This is a genomic window from Rhodoferax sp. (assembly GCF_010365055.1).
Taxonomy (GTDB): Bacteria; Pseudomonadota; Gammaproteobacteria; order Burkholderiales; family Burkholderiaceae_C; genus Rhodoferax.
In genome coordinates, this window is sequence record NZ_JAAFHA010000103.1 from 1 (window position 1) to 14,181 (window position 14,181).

12 protein-coding genes, 1 tRNA gene and 1 pseudogene are annotated in these 14,181 nt (G+C 58.1%); 3 read left to right on the plus strand and 11 right to left on the minus strand.

Annotated features, from left to right (window positions below; translation table 11 throughout):
• Window positions 1–577 (minus strand): hydroxyethylthiazole kinase (thiM, locus tag GZ093_RS17510; protein ID WP_296488482.1); only part of this gene is annotated, 577 nt, incomplete at its 3' end.
• Window positions 578–821: 244 nt separating this feature from the next.
• On the opposite strand from thiM, the gene GZ093_RS17515 reads away from it, so the two are divergent.
• Window positions 822–897, plus strand: a tRNA-Asn gene (locus GZ093_RS17515).
• A 1,255-nt stretch (window positions 898–2,152) separates the two neighbouring features.
• Here GZ093_RS17515 and GZ093_RS17520 read toward each other — a convergent pair.
• The 6 genes from GZ093_RS17520 to GZ093_RS17545 all read right to left on the minus strand — a co-directional run bounded on the left by GZ093_RS17520 (window position 2,153) and on the right by GZ093_RS17545 (window position 9,013).
• Window positions 2,153–2,554, minus strand: a complete 402-nt coding sequence (locus tag GZ093_RS17520; RefSeq protein ID WP_296488485.1) for a hypothetical protein — start codon at window positions 2,552–2,554, stop codon at window positions 2,153–2,155.
• Window positions 2,555–2,597: 43 nt separating this feature from the next.
• Window positions 2,598–2,993, minus strand: a complete 396-nt coding sequence (locus GZ093_RS17525) for a hypothetical protein (RefSeq protein WP_296488487.1) — start codon at window positions 2,991–2,993, stop codon at window positions 2,598–2,600.
• 77 nt (window positions 2,994–3,070) lie between these two features.
• On the minus strand, window positions 3,071–6,112 hold the full coding sequence (locus GZ093_RS17530) for a DNA methyltransferase (protein ID WP_296488488.1): 3,042 nt from the start codon (window positions 6,110–6,112) through the stop codon (window positions 3,071–3,073).
• 445 nt (window positions 6,113–6,557) lie between these two features.
• Window positions 6,558–8,141, minus strand: a complete 1,584-nt coding sequence (locus tag GZ093_RS17535; protein WP_296488490.1) for a YfjI family protein — start codon at window positions 8,139–8,141, stop codon at window positions 6,558–6,560.
• On the minus strand, window positions 8,134–8,604 hold the full coding sequence (locus GZ093_RS17540; protein ID WP_296488493.1) for a hypothetical protein: 471 nt from the start codon (window positions 8,602–8,604) through the stop codon (window positions 8,134–8,136). Before GZ093_RS17540 ends, GZ093_RS17535 begins: the two co-directional genes overlap by 8 nt.
• A 193-nt stretch (window positions 8,605–8,797) precedes the next feature.
• Complete coding sequence (locus tag GZ093_RS17545) at window positions 8,798–9,013, minus strand: hypothetical protein (protein WP_296488496.1); 216 nt, start codon at window positions 9,011–9,013, stop codon at window positions 8,798–8,800.
• A 131-nt stretch (window positions 9,014–9,144) separates the two neighbouring features.
• Here GZ093_RS17545 and GZ093_RS17550 point away from each other — a divergent pair, with 131 nt between their 5' ends.
• On the plus strand, window positions 9,145–9,765 hold the full coding sequence (locus tag GZ093_RS17550; RefSeq protein WP_296488498.1) for a hypothetical protein: 621 nt from the start codon (window positions 9,145–9,147) through the stop codon (window positions 9,763–9,765).
• An 87-nt stretch (window positions 9,766–9,852) separates the two neighbouring features.
• Here GZ093_RS17550 and GZ093_RS17555 read toward each other — a convergent pair whose 3' ends face one another.
• The 4 genes and pseudogenes from GZ093_RS17555 to GZ093_RS17570 form a co-directional block, all read right to left on the minus strand.
• Window positions 9,853–11,172, minus strand: coding sequence for a hypothetical protein (locus tag GZ093_RS17555; RefSeq protein ID WP_296488500.1), 1,320 nt, complete (start codon window positions 11,170–11,172; stop codon window positions 9,853–9,855).
• A 92-nt stretch (window positions 11,173–11,264) separates the two neighbouring features.
• Window positions 11,265–11,540: pseudogene (locus GZ093_RS17560) on the minus strand (XRE family transcriptional regulator); the annotation flags it as partial.
• Window positions 11,533–11,865: a type II toxin-antitoxin system RelE/ParE family toxin gene (locus tag GZ093_RS17565; protein WP_296488501.1), complete on the minus strand. Its 333-nt coding sequence runs from the start codon at window positions 11,863–11,865 to the stop codon at window positions 11,533–11,535. The pseudogene GZ093_RS17560 and the gene GZ093_RS17565, both read right to left, overlap by 8 nt.
• Before the next feature lie 61 nt (window positions 11,866–11,926).
• Window positions 11,927–13,273, minus strand: coding sequence for an integrase family protein (locus GZ093_RS17570; RefSeq protein ID WP_296488504.1), 1,347 nt, complete (start codon window positions 13,271–13,273; stop codon window positions 11,927–11,929).
• A 366-nt stretch (window positions 13,274–13,639) separates the two neighbouring features.
• Here GZ093_RS17570 and GZ093_RS17575 point away from each other — a divergent pair, with 366 nt between their 5' ends.
• A complete protein-coding gene (locus GZ093_RS17575; protein WP_296488507.1) occupies window positions 13,640–14,077 on the plus strand; it encodes an FKBP-type peptidyl-prolyl cis-trans isomerase in 438 nt (145 codons plus the stop codon).
• Window positions 14,078–14,181 lie beyond the last annotated feature (104 nt).

Consider the following 14,181-nt stretch of genomic DNA (forward strand, 5'->3'; position numbering starts at 1 on the left):
ATTCATGTCCGTTGGAAAGTCTTGCCCATCGGCGGCCGGCATCCAAGACGTGATCCGTCTGCCCGCTGACGCAAACCACACCTTGTGTCCGCTGGGCAAGCGCCTGCGCCGCGCTCAACGCATCGTTGGCCTCGGCGCTGCTGTCTACGCCGCGGGTCTGAACGACGGCGCCCGCCACACTCATGATCTCCGAGCCATTGCCCCGCACCACCGTGGGCAGAGCGGTCTTCAAGAGTAGTTCAATGCTCTCGTTTCGATAACGCGTGGCGCCCGCACCTACCGGGTCCAGTATCACCGGAATCCCTCGCGTCGAAGCGGCCACCAACGCGAGGCGCATGCTCTCAATCCAGTACGGATCCAACGTACCAATATTGAGCACCAGCGCCTGCGCAATGCCGACCATGTCGGCAACTTCCTCGTGGGCATGGGACATTACGGGCGAGGCACCGGCGGCCAGCAGCGTATTAGCGTTGAAGTTCATCACCACCAGATTTGTGATGCTGTGCACCAGCGGTGAACGCTCGCGCACTGCGAGCACATCAGACCAAAGATCAGAAAACAGGAGTTTCGTGGCCATGCAATTTTGTAACAGGTAAGACACAAGCCAGACCGGCGACAGCGGAAAAAAGGTCCCTGCGCTGGATGACCGAGGTCAGATTAAAGCAATAAGTCGCAGTCACCCGGAGGCGACAGCTTTAGCGGACTTGAATTATCCGGGAATTCGTTTGCAAGGGGATGAATGGCTTTTGACAAGATATTTGAGTTGATGCTCAACTGCCCGTAAAGTCGCCGGAAAAATGACGCTATAATTTGAGGCTTATTCCTCGATAGCTCAGTTGGTAGAGCGCCGGACTGTTAATCCGTAGGTCCCTGGTTCGAGCCCAGGTCGAGGAGCCAACTTACAAGCCTTATAGGCACTAGCCCCGAAGCTATCCAAAAGATAGCGCGGGGCTTTTTACTTGGTGTCTCATTTTTATCATGTAGCCACCATGTAGCCATCAGTACATCGTTTTTGTACCGTCTAGCCATCCGGTATTGCAGCTTCCCCGCCGTCGGCAGTATCGGGCCATTGTTGTCGGCGGCGCGTCAGCGCCGCTGTCCCCGGTGTTGCGCTGACTGAGGGAGCCCCCTTGGGGGGCGGATGGGCAGTCCAGCGCGGAGCGAAAGCCGCGCAGCGGCGAGGCCCACGGGTGGGCGGGGGCACACACCACATGACTGGCCGCAGGCCACTGACCAAGCACACTGCGCGCAGCGCCTGACTGATGCCACGGCGCAGGCACACCACAAGGGCGCGCAGACGGCGGCGCGTAGGGCGCGAATGCGAACGAGGAGCGCCGACGGCTGTGCGACCGCCTCCAGCGAAGGCCACTTTGCATAACGCCTGTTTTGTAAACCCGAAGGGCGCAAAGCGGTGTGGGGCACCAAGTGGAGCTTTAGCGCAACGACTGCCCTGCACTTTGCAAAATGCGGCGTTATGTAAAAGCGAAGCGGGTGGCCGTAGCGGGGGCGTGCCAACAGTGGTGGAACTGGCTGCATTGCCGAGCGTAGCGATGGCCCTTCCAGACGATGCGCAAGCGAGCCGAGACCTTCCATATCTGCGCTCCAGCGCACTGACTGACACTTGCGAAGCACTGGCGATGTAACTCCCCAGCACCTGCGCGGGGCGAAGCCGAGCCGCGCGCACTGACCAACACTACAACGCTGGCAAACCGAAAGCGGTGATGTACTAACCCACAGCGCATAGCGCAGCTCAATCAAAAAGCAAGGCCGCGCTGCATGACCGCGCTGCTGGCCGAAGCTGCGCGACAGCCTGGTGCTGCCTGGCAATGGCGGTACTCCGCCGTTGCCACTGACTGAAGCTACAGGCTCACGCGATAAGAAAGCGGTGATGTTGGGTGCGTTGCCACCAGCGCAAAGCGCCATTCAACGGGCAACGCGCCCGGCATGACCGCGCTGGTGGAGGTGGCAGTCCCGCTCGCACTCCGAAGGATCGTCTATGCCTGCCGCCTTCGCCGTAGCTGACTGGGCACCTACGCAGCACTATTTATATGCCAAATAGGCTTTTAGCCCTCGTAGAAATTGCGCGACACACTATTAAAAAAATAGCGGATAGATCAATGTGAAGGCTTGGCAACGAAACTAGAGTTCTTTGCTATTTGACTGTGCCAGCTGCAGCGTTCATTTCATATGTTGCAGACCCTGTTCCGTCGCGGTATCGTGTGCATGTCACGCGGTACAAGTCCCCGGAAATTCTTGATATGTCAGTCACTTTTGCGCACAGCTGACCATTCAAATTTATCAACAGAGCCGCCTTGCTTTTTGAATCTTCAGAGATGCCTGAATATCGCTCTTCCACGGGTGCTGTGGGTGTTGTTTTACCGCCGCCAAGAAAATACAAACTCAGCCAGATACCCGTCACCCACAGCAAAATTTTCCACCACAAGGGCCAGGAAGGCTGGTCCCGTTTGGCAGCGCGGCTTGCAGCATATAAATCCAGGGCCTCCTGGGATGCAAAGGTCCGCTTGCCGTGCGTGAATTTGTGTTCGATCGTCATGGTTCACCTCGTTGATTAAAACAATAGCGGCTCGATCAAGCGCCTAGTCAGCCTCCTCGCTGGCCGAGTAGTTGACCCACAAAGCCGCTGCAACTGTCTCCCACCGAATAATCGCCCGGATAGCGCCAGCCTTTTGCATCAGCGTCTTCCCTTGCGCAAACGCAAGATCGGCAGCGCCAAGCAACTTGCGGTCAATTCCAGACGCCTTGGCGAGATACAAAAGCAACTCCGGCTGAACGACGTGGTTGTAGGCAAATTTTGCGTCACGCTTCACGCCGGTCTGCCGCCCATACGCGCCAGGACCTTCGTACTCGGAGAGCCAGCCAATCCAGTGCTCCTTCTGGGTGCGGTACCACTTTTTGGGGTTGTGTACCGGTGGATCAGGCGGAAGTGCCCGGATGGCGGATAAAAGGGAACGGATGCTGATGGGATCGTGCATGGGAAATGACCTCGTAGTCTTCTCAATTTTTGATTATCGATCTACGTCGATACACCGCCGCCGCCAGCCTTCGCCGCTCATCTCACCGCCCGCTCCAGGTTGAGTTTCAGCAAGCGGCCCAATACTTCATCGTCGGTCATGGCTTCGGTGTAATCGCTCCAGCCGTAGGCGGCGGCCACTGCCTTGTCCAGCGTCTGGTGCGCGAGAGTGAGCCAGGCGGGGCGGGCGTTGTAGAGGTTGGTCAGGGTGCGGGCTTGCAGGGCCTTGAGGTCGGCGGCGCTTATGTCCGGCTTCGGCTCTATGCGGTTGGGATAGGGGCTGGCGCTCATGCCCAGCGGAATCACCTCGGGCACGCTGTGCGTCCACTCGGGCGGATTGAGCCAGGCTAAACGGCGGTCGTTCAGCGTTTTGGCAGCGTTGGCGATGGCTGTAGCGTTGGCGGTGATGGTTTCACTCGCTACTGTTTTGATAGCTTCTTGCGCATGTTCTACGGGGGCTACAGCTTGATTTGATGCTGAAACATCGTCCAGCAGGGGGATAACGGCTCCGCTGGACAGGGTTTCTGTGCGCTGGTGGGATGTGTCGGCGGGCGTGAGGCCTTCGGGGAAGGGGAAGGTCTCGAAACAGGTGGTGGGGGTGTAGCGCGGCCTATCCTCCAGCGACGTGCCCATGCGCAGCGACCAGAGTTCGTGGAAACGGCTGTGCAGCAGGCCGAAGCTGGTGTCATCGGCCCGCGCGAACGTAATCAAGGCTTGGTCTGGAGAGGTCGAAATGGGAAGCCATACAAAAAATCGGTGCTTGGAATGTGCGACGGTGGCGATGAAGCGAGGAAGTGTCACCAAGGCCCGGCGCAAGCCGGGCCTTGGCTCAGCAAAACGCCACCAAAGTTTGCGATAAGCCTCACGGTTGTTTTGAAGACGGTCCTGCTTAACGTGCGCCACGACGTAGGCAAACGGCGCGTCGTAAAGCGAAGCATCACTTTCGGATAGCTCGTTGCCAAAATCAATGATCCACTGGTGTTGAGGCCCCCGGCTGAGTTCGAACCCATTGGCCCAGGGTTTGAGCACGTCGCTGTTCGGGCGGCCATGGGGGTTGGGCAAGCGCAGCCACTCACGTGCAAGCGGCGCATCAATCTCGAACTTGGCTTTCTTGGATGCGCCCTGAAAACTGGTGCCCATACATTCCGGCAGCAGCGCTGCTTTGCTCAGGTTCAGCGAATCGCCCGCTTCGCTAGGCGCTGTCAGGTCGGCATAGATTTGCGGCACCGCAACGCCATTCAGGCATGCGCTGCTGCCACGGCCAAAACAGACCAATGAAACGCGCACCGCTGCGCCGTAGTTCACCCAGGCTTCATCACTCCAAGCTTCAAAAATGAGTGTGCTTTCGCTCTGGCAGATGGCGTCCAACACTTTGCGGTTAGAGCCGCCGCGAATGGAATTTGTGGAAACCAGTCCTGCTGCTTTCAACCGCCCAGCCTGTATCGCAGCACGCGCCTTGTCAAACCAGTAGCAAACCAAGTCCGCACCACCCGGCACGCGGTTGGCAAATACCTTTTCCAGCTTGGCAAAGTAGGCATCGCCCAATTCACCGCGCTTCTTGCTGCCTCCCAAAAACGGCGGGTTCCCCACCAGCACATCGGCCTGCGGCCACTGTGCCTCGGTGCCATCGGTATTCAGCAACGCATCGCGGTGTTCGATACTGTCCAGGCTGTGCAAAACGGGGCGCTTGTGGATGGGGCGGCCATTGCGTTGGCACCATTGAATATCGCCAATCCACACGGTGACGCGGGCCAGCTCGGCTGCGTATTCGTTGATCTCAATGCCCAGTATGTTTTGCGTGCCGCATTCGATGCCAAGCTGCTGCTGCTGCAGTCCCAGGGCATCGGCATCCAGTTGCGCGGTGTGCTCCAGGTCTTTGAGTGCGTGCAGCGCCAGATACAAAAAGTTGCCCGAGCCACAGGCTGCGTCCAGCACGCGGAAGTTGCGAAGTCGCTCCATATAGGCGTAGTAGGTGTTTTCAGCCGCTTTTCTATGGCGGTTTTTGGCTCTGGTTTTATCAGCTCCAACTGTACTGTCGATGCTGCTTGCAAACTTGACCATCGCCTCTGCAATGCTGGCCTTGGCAACCTGCCATTCAGCCCGCAGTGGAATCGTAATCAGCGGGTCAATGATCTTGTGGATGGTCGCCACATCGGTAAAGTGCGCGCCCAGCTCGGCGCGGCTGCTGGGGTCCAGCCCGCTCTCGAACAAGGTGCCAAAGATGGTGGGGTCGATGGCGCGCCAGTCGTGCTGGTCGGTCACGCGGTACAAGCAGCCCATGTCTTCCAGCGTGAGCGGGGGCACGTCGATCTTTTTGAACAGGCCGCCGTTAAACCAAGTGATGCTGTCATTGCCATACCGGCCACCGTCGTTTTGCATGGCGGTGAACAGGTCGGTGATGCGCAGGGCGGCTTTGGCCGTATCTATCCGCGCGGATTTGAGCAGTGCGGCGAAAATGGCGTGGTTGTCGGTGGGGCTGTCGTGCAGCAGCCCTTCGTCTTCGGCAAACATGCAAAAAAGGCACTGCGTCAAAAAGTGGGCCACCTGCTGTGCGTCCAGGCCACGCAATCGCATGGATTCGGCCAGGTTGGCAAATTCTGCGGCCACTTCCTGCGTAATGGCGGCGTTGGATTTCCGGGGCTTGAGCTTGTCGGGGTCGGTAAACACCCAGCGTAGGGTTTGCAGGTTGGCGGGGTGGCCGATGTCTTTCAGCAAAATGGTGCGCGGCTCGTCGGGGTAGCCCCGAAACACGGTGTGGATTTCGATGCGCTCACGGTCGCAAACGATTTGCAATGGCGGGTTGTCGAGGTTGCCCGCGTAGGCGCGGAGTTGCTCCAGGGCCTTGACCAGATCGCGCTTGGGGCTCTTGTTTTCCCAGCCGAAGTGGCCACGCTTCCACACGTCGGCCCAGCCATCGCCGCCACCGGCCTTTTTGGCACCGCGCTCAAAGCAGTAGTTGTCGGGGTCGCGCGGTTTGGCTACGCCCAGCAGCTCGCACAGGTCGTCAAAGTGCGCTTGTGCACCGGCGCGTTCCGTGAGCGGGTTGTCGGCCCAGCGGGTGATGAATTCTTGCGGTGTCAATGTGCGATCCCGGCTGCCTGATGATTGGTTTGTGTTGAGGGTGTAGCTTATCCGGTGGCGGGCACGCTGTGCTGGGCTATCGAAGGTACTCCGGCGCTTGCTCGCATACGGGTCAGCGATACCGCCTCCGGGCGCTAATTGGGGGATGCTCGTAAGGGGGTAGTATTTTTTGCCGCGAACCCGTTGCAGCGCTGGCGCAGTTGGGTGAAGTCAGCGGCCAGATCGCGGGTGCTGAGTGCGGCGTGGTGGTGGTTGAGGCAGCAATTGCCGGGTTTGAGGTGGCGGCAGTCAGTACACACAACCCGGTCGTCCAGGTCGGGCGTTTTTTTCTGTGCAGGCTGGGTGGGTGCCCCCATAACCCCCAAAATCAAAGTTTCGGGGGTTATGGGTGTTGCCTCCCCGGTCTTTTGTAAAAAATGGGCCTTGGCACGCGCGGCCCAATCCGTCACGCTGCGCGCCTTGTTTTGGGGTTGATGTTGAACCGGATGGTGGGCCTGCCCGGCTGGTCGTAGACCTCAAAACTCTGCACCCAGTCATAGTCCTCCAGCACGGCCAGCGCGGCTTCGGCGTCCGCCGTGGAGCGGATGCCCGTCCAGCCCTTTTTCCAGACATCGCGGGCCGTGAACTGGTCGTTCAGCTTGCCCTCGGCAATGCGTCGGCCCAAGGTGCGGGCGGTGTTGATCTTGCCCACCTCCACCAACCCATAAACGCGCCGCGCATGGCCTGCCAGGTACTCGCACCACGCGGCGGCGCGTATGGCACTGTCAACCTTGACCGGGCCAATGCTGCCCTCCGCTAGGTGCAGGATCAGCGCCAGCGCGCAGAACAGTTTTTCAAACTTGCCAAAGTGCTGTTGCATCAGCGGGTTCTGCTCCTTGGCGATCAGCTCCAGGTGCAGCGTGGTTGCCCACTCGATGAACACGGCCTGCGCTTCGTCGTCAAACTGGTAGTGCGCCAGCTTCACAAAATCATCCGCAGCGGTAGCGCCATCCAGCAGCGGATCAAACGCTGCCAGGCGGTCGAACAGGTCGCGCACGGCCTCGCGCGCACCCTTGACCGGGTAACGGTCGCGCCACTGCCACGGCACGGCGTCCGGGTACACCAGCAACTGAAAACGCTGGATGCGGCCATCGTTGTCCATGCTGGTGGCAATGCCCGACAAATAGCGCTCCAGCAGGTCGGGTTGAATGCCACCAAACACCGACAGGCACAGACAGGGGATGAACAAGCTGCCACGGGCAATGCGGTCGATGTTGAAACTGCCGGTGCCGTTCCAGCCCTCCAGGTAGAAGGCCCGGTCGCCTTCGCGGCCTTCCTTGTCCCAGCTTGCCAATAAGCCGATCAACTCATCCCGAAACACCAGCAAACCGATGGGGTTGTGGGTGAGCAAGTCGCCCAGTTTCTCGGTGGTGGCATCGTTGGATTTGAAGCGGCGCGGCTGGGGTTCCTCGGGCTCTTGCAGATTCTGCATGTCCTCCATGGCGGCGGCCATCATCAGCGGGTCGGGCTTGCCGACGGCGGCTTTCTTCATGGCGGCCTTGACGGCGCTTTGGTGCGCCTCAAACGCGGCTTTTTCAGCCTCGAAGACTTTCATACGCCCGTCAACCAGCTCGCCCTCTCGCGCTTCCAGGCGATCCAGAAAGCGCATCACGGTGTTGATGGCCGGTGTTTTCTTCGCCGACGGGTCGCCTACCACGCCGCCGTACAGGTTGGGGGTCACGATCCAGTCGTCGCGGCGCTTGGGCTTGATGGCGCACTTGGTGCCAATGACCGAACCCAGCGCCACCACCAGCGCAGCGGCCACGTAGTCGGGCGCACAGGGCATCCGGTCGGCTTCGTCCAGCACAAAATCAGCCAAGGTCTTGGGCAGCAACGCCAGAGCATCGAACGGCGGTGCAGGCGGCAAGTCAGCCTTGATCGGGCGCGGTTCGGGCCATTCCATGCGGGCAATGGGTGCGGTGGTCGCCAGATCGGCAAACGCCAGGTCAAAGCCAGCCGCCGTTTTAGCGTAGTCGTTTGGGTTAGGCATGGACCACCTCCCCGACGACATAGCCAATGCGGCCCACCGCCACCAGCAGGCGCTCGCGGTCGGCATCCGCCAGGGGCTTGCCTGCGGCCAGGTCGGCGGCCAGCAGGTAGGTAATCTGCACCTCCAGCGCCAGCACCTCCAGCATGGTGCGCGCCGACACGGGCGACGGCTTGTAGTCGGGCGTGTGGCCATCGTCGCGCCAAGCACCCAATGCCTTGGCAGCCTCCACAAAGCCTCGACCACTGGCGAGCATCTCGTAGGCCAGCACGTCGCCGCCTTTGGCACCACAACCGGCCATACAGACAAACGCACCCGTGATGGTGTTGAGGCGCATCGAATCACTGCCGCCGTGAAACTCGCAGCGCGTGGTGCGCCACTTGCCTTTGCCACCTTGCAGCGTCAGCCCGGCCGTGCTGGTGAAATAGTCCACCGGGTCGGGTAGTTGTTCGCGTTGAAAACTCATGGAAGTACTCCCGTGACGATCAGCACCCGAGCTGGCAGCGTTGAAGCTGTTCGTGTGCATTTATTTATGACAAACTGGCTTGTAGCCCACGTGTAACAAGCGCAAGCAGCTATTAAATATGTAGCAAATTTGGCGGCGTGTATTGAAGCCCCTGACTGATTTACACCATCAGCAGGGGCTTTTTCTTGGGCGGTCATGCGGGGGCAACGCCCAGCAGTTCACGGATTTTTTGCGTCGGCCAGGCCAGACGACCAGAAATGCGGATGGGGCGCAGCGGGCCATTCTCCAGACACGCCCAGCCGCGCAAAGTTTGCTGCTTGCGATTCAGGTAGTAGGCAGCGGCGGCGGTGTCCACTGCGGGGCGGGTGACAGATTCCAGCGGGGGGAATGTGGCGGTAACGGTTTTCATCGGTTTGCACCTCAAGTAGTTGATGTGCATCGATGGTTTTCCGACAACTATCCTCCCCCGCAAGTATCTCCGTGTTCCCCATTTAGGGGGATACCAGCACCAAGTATTTTGCAATAAGCATGCCACTCTAATTGATCAGCCTGGAAAGTGAACCATTGAAATGTCTGGATTGGACTTACGATGTACGTTCCAAAAGAAAAGGTGGCGAAATGGGAACGATTTTGTTTTTTACATGCTTGGCGGCTGGGCTCTGGTGGAAATTTAGACCAAAAAACCTCCAGGCACGCCCATATAAAAACAATGTATCCAACACCAAACTGACTGAACAAAACGACGTATTCCTTGAGCCTGTTAACAAAACTCGCGTAAGTCCCGTCATCTACCCTAAATTCAAACATGCCGATCAACTGACAGTTGAAAAAAATGACAAATTAAAGAGGATGAAAAATATTGAACTGATCTATACCAACACAAGGGACATGACTCACAAGCGTTTAATTCAACCCTACAAGACTCGCGCAAACATCGACTATTTCGAGGCTTTTTGCTTCCTTGAAAACAAGAAGCGAAGTTTTTGTTTTTATCGGATCGAGTACGCGATTGACCAAGACACGGGGGAACTGCTTTCTCAGGCAGACGTTTACAAACTGATTCACCCCAAGCGAACGCTGCCCGACTGGCTTCAAACAGAAGCAGTGCTGGGACAAACCAGAATTTTAAAAAGTTACGATGAAGTGCCAGAACGGGATTGATCAGGCAGGCCCACGTCTTCAAATACCAGCCGAACGCAGAAAGTATTCATCAGCAAGCGGACGCGTTCACGATCTGACACAGGGCGCTTAAACTCGAATCACAATTTCCCTGCGGCTAGACAGCCGCTCCCACGCTTTGTCAAAAACTGTTGAGCCAACGAAGAGCGCATCACCCTTAAGTGCAGTACGCATCTTGGCTTTCACGCCAGGCTTGCCAGGCTGGTTTTTTGGTAACGCCAGCGGGTCAAGGGCCATCGTTTTGAGAACAGCAAATATCGCGGCATCTTGAGCTGCGGCGCGCTGTACGGGCCTTTTCGCCGGCACAGCCTCCACCGGTGCATCGAGCTCGGCCTCGTCGGGCTTGATGGCATCGGACGCCAGCTTTGCCGCCTCATATTCATCCTGCACCTTAAGTTCAGCTAGTTTCGCCAGACGTGCGGTTTCAATCGCATAAACGCGGTCCTGCTTACGGCGGCGGTTTTCGGCTGCCTGAAAATCGTACATAGGGACGTATGGAACTTCCAGTATTTTGAATTCCTTCGGTTCTTCCGCTTTCTCGTAGAACTGCTTGACCGTATCGAGCGCCAATTCACCAGTGCTCACCTGTTTGAAGACATCGGCCACGGTCATGGATTTCAACAACCCGGCAGCGTCATCCAATACGGCTTTATCAAGCTGGCCGAAAGCAACAGCAGAGCTTGCAGTGGCCTGGCGGGCAGGGTCAAGGCGTTGATCAGCCATCAGTGCCTTTGCAGACGCGGAGCCGATATAGCCATTGGCGGCGTCCATCAGAGTCTTGTCGAGTGCCCCCATAACGCTCGCGGCGCTGCCCACACCGGTCACGTCGACAAGATATTTTTGCTGCGCGGTCAATTGAGCATCGGCGTATGCGGTGCCAAGGTAGTCGGTGACGGAACAGGCTTTGACTTTCGCGGCTTGACGCATAGCCTCGGCAACACCATTCACACTCGCAAGATGACCCATGCCTGTCAGTTTGCCGGCCCTCAGGGCCTGAGCGGATGTGATTCCCATGCAACCACTGGCGGCAGCAATTGCGGCTTTGTCGGGTCTACTGAAAGCGTCGATAGCACGAACCCCGCCAGTCCGTTGGTCAAGGTGGGTTTGGTTTTCAGCCAATCGCATCGCGTCCGGCATGGTGTCGAGATAGCCCAATGCCTTGCCCACTTTGACTTGTGCGATTTGCGGGTAAGTGTCGACCGCACGGCCCCATTTTTTAAGGCGATCAATCTCATCTTGTTGAGCAACCATCCGCAGTGCGCCCGCCATGGCGGCTGCGGTGGTGGTATTGCCCATGGCGGCATCCATGGCGTTTTGCACCGCCTGGGTGTCCGCGATGAGTTGGACGGTGGCTGGGTCAAAGCCGGCGGCGAGATGGAATTTTTTCATATGGGGTGGGGTGTAACGGTTTAGGCGTGCATTAGCTCAGACGTTGCCATTCGCTTGCGGCTCACGGCGGGCCTGCTCACACGCGCCTTGGGCTTGGTGACTTTGACCATCGGGCTCATGCCCGCAGTGGCGGCCATGTCAATCAAGGTGTCAAGCGAAAACAGATTGATCTTGCCGCGCATCAGGTCAGACACACGCGGCTGCGTTACGCCAAATAGGGCGGCGGCATCGCTTTGGGTCATGCCGCTACTCTGAATCACGGTGCTCAATTCCATCATCAACGCCGAGCGCGCTTTCATACTCGCGGCCTCTTGCGGCGTGTCTTCGATGGCGTCCCACACGCTTGCGAATCTTTGTTTATCAGTCATTGCTCATCTCCTTGATCAGATCCGCCAATCGTTGGCGGGCTAGCTCTATGTCACGCTTGCTGGTTTTCGGGGTCTTTTTCTGAAAACAATGCAGCACATAAACGGCGTTTTCAAACTTGGCAACGTACACCACCCGAAATGCCCCGGCTTCGTCCCGAATCCTCACCTCCACCACACCTGCGCCAATCGTCTTCATCGGCTTGAAGTCATCCGGCTGCAGACCGTTTTGCACCTTGCCCAACTGGTAACCCGCATCGCGCTTGACACTGTGCGGAAAGTCGCGCAGGTCAACCAGCGCAGTGCCTCTAAACTCGATTGGTTTCATCGTTGAAGTATATATAACTTTGTATGTTTCTGTTGGCTTTTTGACGTATTCTGAAAAACTGCTATCCAGCCACCATGCGCAACCCGCCAGCCCCAGCCTTGGGATCAAACCCAATCCCGGCCTGCGCCAGAATCCACGCCTCTATTTTTTCGTGGTGAACCCGCAGCAGGTCGAGTGGTCGCACGGTGTAATGCTTTTCAGCAGTCGCACTGGGTTTGTGCCCCATCAGTTGCGCCACCACGCCTGCAGGAATCTCTAGCCACTCCGTCAAGCTCTTGAACGAACGGCGCAGGCCATGCAGGCTCAAGCCGTCAATGCCCGCCACCTTGCAGGCGTTAACGTGATGCTTTCGGGGCGCGGTCAATGCACCGGCTTCGGCGGTCGCGCTAGAGAAAATCATCGCGTTACGGCGCGGCAATGTCGCCAGCATTTGCGCCACATACGGGGTCAAGGGAATAACCCGCGTGCCCTCCACTTTGTCCCGAATGGTGATGCCCTTCCACTTGGTGTTCACATCGTCCCATTCCAGCGCCAGCACTTCGCCGGGCCGTGCGCCGGTTAGCAGCATGGTTTGCAGTGCGGCGGCAATGACGGGGTTCTGAATCTGGCGTACCGCGTCAAACCAGACTGGCAACTGCTCGCGCATCAGGGCATCCTGTTTGACCTGCGCTTTGCCCAATGACTCGCGGGCTTTCTTGGTCTTGGCCGGATTGACCGGCTGGAGCACAGGCGCAAATTCGGGCTGTTCAGCGCACCAGTTCAAAAACGCTTTCAAGCAACGCCATGCAAGCCGGGCGCTGGTCGGGCGGGTCTTGGCTTCATTGGCAGCCCATGCCTCGACCACTGGCGCGGTCAGGTCGCGCAAGGCCAATGTCATCAATGGATGCAGCGGCATTGCGATGGTGACGCCACGGCCATCGGTGCCGCGCTTGCAAGGTACACCACCAGCCTTCACGAGCGCCAAGTGGTCGCGGTAGTGGCGATCACCCCAATGCGGTTTGCGCTCCACCAGATACGCGCTCCAAGCTTCACCCACCGTCACCGCAAGGGCAGCCGCAGCGGCCGATTTTTCGGCCTTGTCAACTTCCTGCTGGCGCTCCAGTTCCCGAGGGTCGGTGCCCGCGTTGAACATCACGGCCAGGCGAGCGGCTTCGACACGAGCCGCGTCAATGCTCCAGGCCCGCACATCCCCAATGGTGCGGCGTATGGTCTGGCGGTTCAGCTTCTTCTCAAAGACGAATGACTTTGCGCCCGCAGCGGTAACGCGCACGCGTAAGCCGGGCGCTTTGGTGTCGCGCATGAATCCCTGCTGTTTGCCAGCCGGACAGGCCAGGCGCTCGATCAGCCCGGCTGTCAGGTCGAATGATTGCGCCAAGTCTGGCGTGTCGGTCTTCTTAGGTCGTGCCATTTTTCACCTCGTTTCATGTAGCCACCATGTAGCCAAAATCCCGCTCATGTAGCCACCATGTAGCCACATTTGCAGTATTTTGGCGAATATCAATCAACTCAAAAAACGGTCAAATTTCTCTTAAGTTATTGATTTACAATGATTTTATCTACAATAATCAACGGCGGTGAATATTTATTTGTTCAGACTGTTAATCCGTAGGTCCCTGGTTCGAGCCCAGGTCGAGGAGCCAGAATTCAAAACGAAATCAAGCACTTAGGTCTTTGGCTTAGGTGCTTTTTTCATGGCCGCGCGGACTCATTGCAACCCTTGGGCTCTGCATTGGTTCGGTGGCAGGCCTTTAACCATGACAGAAAGTACATTGAGATGAAAAAAATCCTGGCATCAACGGCATTGGCCCTCGGCTTACTTCTGGGCGCTTGCGGCGGTGGCAGTGACACTGCTGCGCCCACTGGTCCCACATTGCTACTAGCCACAGACACCACCGTCGGCACAGGTGCAACGGCCACGTCAGGCACGACTCTAACGGTCAACTACACAGGCTGGCTGTACGACGCCTCGGCTGCGAACTTCCTTGGGCGTCAGTTCGACACCTCCGTTGGCAAGGCGCCGTTCTCGTTCAAATTGGGTTCCGGCCAAGTGATCGCCGGGTGGGATCAGGGGTTTGCTGGCATGAAGGTCGGCGGAACACGCACCCTGATCATCCCGAGTTCGCTGGCTTACGGCAGTGCTGGTGCTGGTGGTGGCCTCATTCCAGCGAACGCGGCTCTGGTGTTCACGGTGGAGCTGTTGGCGACGCAATAGGTCTAGAAAAGTAAGCGGGTGGCCATTACACCTTGACGCCAGTGGTGCCGTGATGGCACGAGGTCGCAGTTAAGGATTTGTCGGCTGCCAGCGATGTGGCAACA

What these genes read in the sequence shown, in the direction of transcription:
- GZ093_RS17520 (WP_296488485.1), bottom strand. Translation starts at nt 2,554, where the DNA reads ATGACGATCGAACACAAATTCACGCACGGCAAGCGGACCTTTGCATCC.
- GZ093_RS17525 (WP_296488487.1), bottom strand. Translation starts at nt 2,993, where the DNA reads ATGCACGATCCCATCAGCATCCGTTCCCTTTTATCCGCCATCCGGGCA.
- GZ093_RS17535 (WP_296488490.1), bottom strand. Translation starts at nt 8,141, where the DNA reads ATGCCTAACCCAAACGACTACGCTAAAACGGCGGCTGGCTTTGACCTG.
- GZ093_RS17540 (WP_296488493.1), bottom strand. Translation starts at nt 8,604, where the DNA reads ATGAGTTTTCAACGCGAACAACTACCCGACCCGGTGGACTATTTCACC.
- GZ093_RS17545 (WP_296488496.1), bottom strand. Translation starts at nt 9,013, where the DNA reads ATGAAAACCGTTACCGCCACATTCCCCCCGCTGGAATCTGTCACCCGC.
- GZ093_RS17555 (WP_296488500.1), bottom strand. Translation starts at nt 11,172, where the DNA reads ATGAAAAAATTCCATCTCGCCGCCGGCTTTGACCCAGCCACCGTCCAA.
- GZ093_RS17565 (WP_296488501.1), bottom strand. Translation starts at nt 11,865, where the DNA reads ATGAAACCAATCGAGTTTAGAGGCACTGCGCTGGTTGACCTGCGCGAC.
- GZ093_RS17570 (WP_296488504.1), bottom strand. Translation starts at nt 13,273, where the DNA reads ATGGCACGACCTAAGAAGACCGACACGCCAGACTTGGCGCAATCATTC.
- GZ093_RS17575 (WP_296488507.1), top strand. Translation starts at nt 13,640, where the DNA reads ATGAAAAAAATCCTGGCATCAACGGCATTGGCCCTCGGCTTACTTCTG.